Source organism: Helcococcus sp. KG196, assembly GCF_046035495.1.
Taxonomy (GTDB): Bacteria; Bacillota; Clostridia; order Tissierellales; family Peptoniphilaceae; genus Helcococcus; species Helcococcus ovis.
In genome coordinates this window covers 1-1,334 of the sequence record NZ_JBFNFI010000032.1, presented here as the reverse complement: position 1 = coordinate 1,334, position 1,334 = coordinate 1, and the positions used below count along the sequence as shown (strand labels likewise).

Sequence of the window (1,334 nt, the reverse complement as noted above, 5' to 3'; positions counted from 1 at the left end):
TTCCCCTCCTATTGCCTTATATCCCCTTTTTGAATACGCAAAAAATATTAAAAATACATTTAATAAAAATATTAAAAAATATTTTATTAATATTTCTTTATCTATTTTTCTTTTATGTTTTATTCTCCTTATTTGTAAAACTCTTTCATTCATTATTTCCATTATTCCTCCTCGTATAATTCCCACCAGTTGACATCAAATGCATTTGCTAATCTTGCAGCTACATCTACATCTAACTTTCTTCTTTGTAACTCATAATTTGATATTGTTGTAATCTTAATTCCTGTCCTTTTTGATAGTTCTTTTTGTGTTAATCCTTTATATTTTCTAAGCTCTTTTATTTTATTTTTCATATTTTCTCCTTTGTGGATAACTTTTTAATTTTTCTTGTTGACTTATCCACATTTTGACTATATAATTTAATTAAGTAATATATTTTTAATACTTATCCACAAAATTTCACTAAACAATATTGTGGATATCTAACAAGAAAGGAGACTACGAATGAGTAAACTACTTAAACCGGGTCAAGATAACAAACCTGCTGGAACTTATACTGAAGTTGGTCCCAAAGGTGGTAAAATTAATGACCCAAGAGTTGTCCATATAGACAAAGGTGATAGGCTACCACCTACACAAAAACCTGGTCATAAATGGACTAAAAAATAATATTTTTATGGACTAGAGTTACATCTCTAGTTCTTTTTTATTTCAATTTTTCTTTTAGAAAAACAATAAGCTTTTCCAAATAAATTAATTTGCAACCAACTTTCTGCATATAGCTTCCCATTTTCTATATATTTAGTAATATAATGTTTAATCATTTCTACTCCTTTCATTTGTTTTTATAAATCCACCTAAATTTATTCTTGCCCCATCAATTTTTTTAACAAATTTATCTTCTAAAAATTTTTCAATTTGATTTAATTGAGCTAAGTTTAATGCGTAATCTTTACATTCATTTTCTTTATCTTCAACAATATCTTCAATATTTCCGTTAAGATCATTTACTAATTCATTTAATGAAGATAATTTTTCAATATATTCGCTAATTGCCATTCCATTAATATTTACTTCAATTTTTACATTTAATTCTGCTTTTTGTTTTAATCCCATTTTTTATAATTCTCCATTCAAATATTTTTCTAATCTCTTCTTAAATACATAATATGAATATTCCTTAGCTTGTTTTACAGCTACTCCAAATGGAAATAGCTTTTGCTGCAATCCAAGTCTTAGTCCGTTTTCTGTTATATTTAGCTTTTCTGCAGCTTCTTTAATTGTTATTAATTCTAATTCTCTTACTGCATCCATCTCTTCCTCTTTCTTTAATT

5 protein-coding genes are annotated in these 1,334 nt (G+C 26.1%); 1 reads left to right on the top strand and 4 read right to left on the bottom strand.

Annotated features, from left to right (window positions below; translation table 11 throughout):
• Positions 1-161 precede the first annotated feature (161 nt).
• Positions 162-353 (bottom strand): helix-turn-helix domain-containing protein, encoded by a 192-nt coding sequence (locus tag ABGF45_RS08335; RefSeq protein WP_408112832.1) that lies wholly within the window; start codon positions 351-353, stop codon positions 162-164.
• Between the two features lie 151 nt (positions 354-504).
• Between ABGF45_RS08335 and ABGF45_RS08330 the strand changes: the two genes are divergently transcribed.
• Positions 505-669 carry a YjzC family protein gene (locus ABGF45_RS08330; RefSeq protein WP_408112833.1) on the top strand — a complete coding sequence of 55 codons (165 nt, stop codon included), beginning with the start codon at positions 505-507 and terminating at the stop codon, positions 667-669.
• A gap of 26 nt (positions 670-695) precedes the next feature.
• On the opposite strand, the gene ABGF45_RS08325 is transcribed toward ABGF45_RS08330, so the two are convergent.
• The 3 genes from ABGF45_RS08325 to ABGF45_RS08315 all read right to left on the bottom strand — a co-directional run.
• Entirely contained in the window at positions 696-824 is a 129-nt protein-coding gene (locus ABGF45_RS08325; protein WP_408112834.1) for a hypothetical protein, read from the bottom strand.
• Complete coding sequence (locus ABGF45_RS08320) at positions 817-1,116, bottom strand: hypothetical protein (protein ID WP_408112835.1); 300 nt, start codon at positions 1,114-1,116, stop codon at positions 817-819. Before ABGF45_RS08320 ends, ABGF45_RS08325 begins: the two co-directional genes overlap by 8 nt.
• Positions 1,117-1,119: 3 nt before the next feature.
• A partial coding sequence (locus ABGF45_RS08315; RefSeq protein ID WP_408112836.1) for a hypothetical protein occupies positions 1,120-1,334 on the bottom strand: 215 nt, incomplete at its 5' end.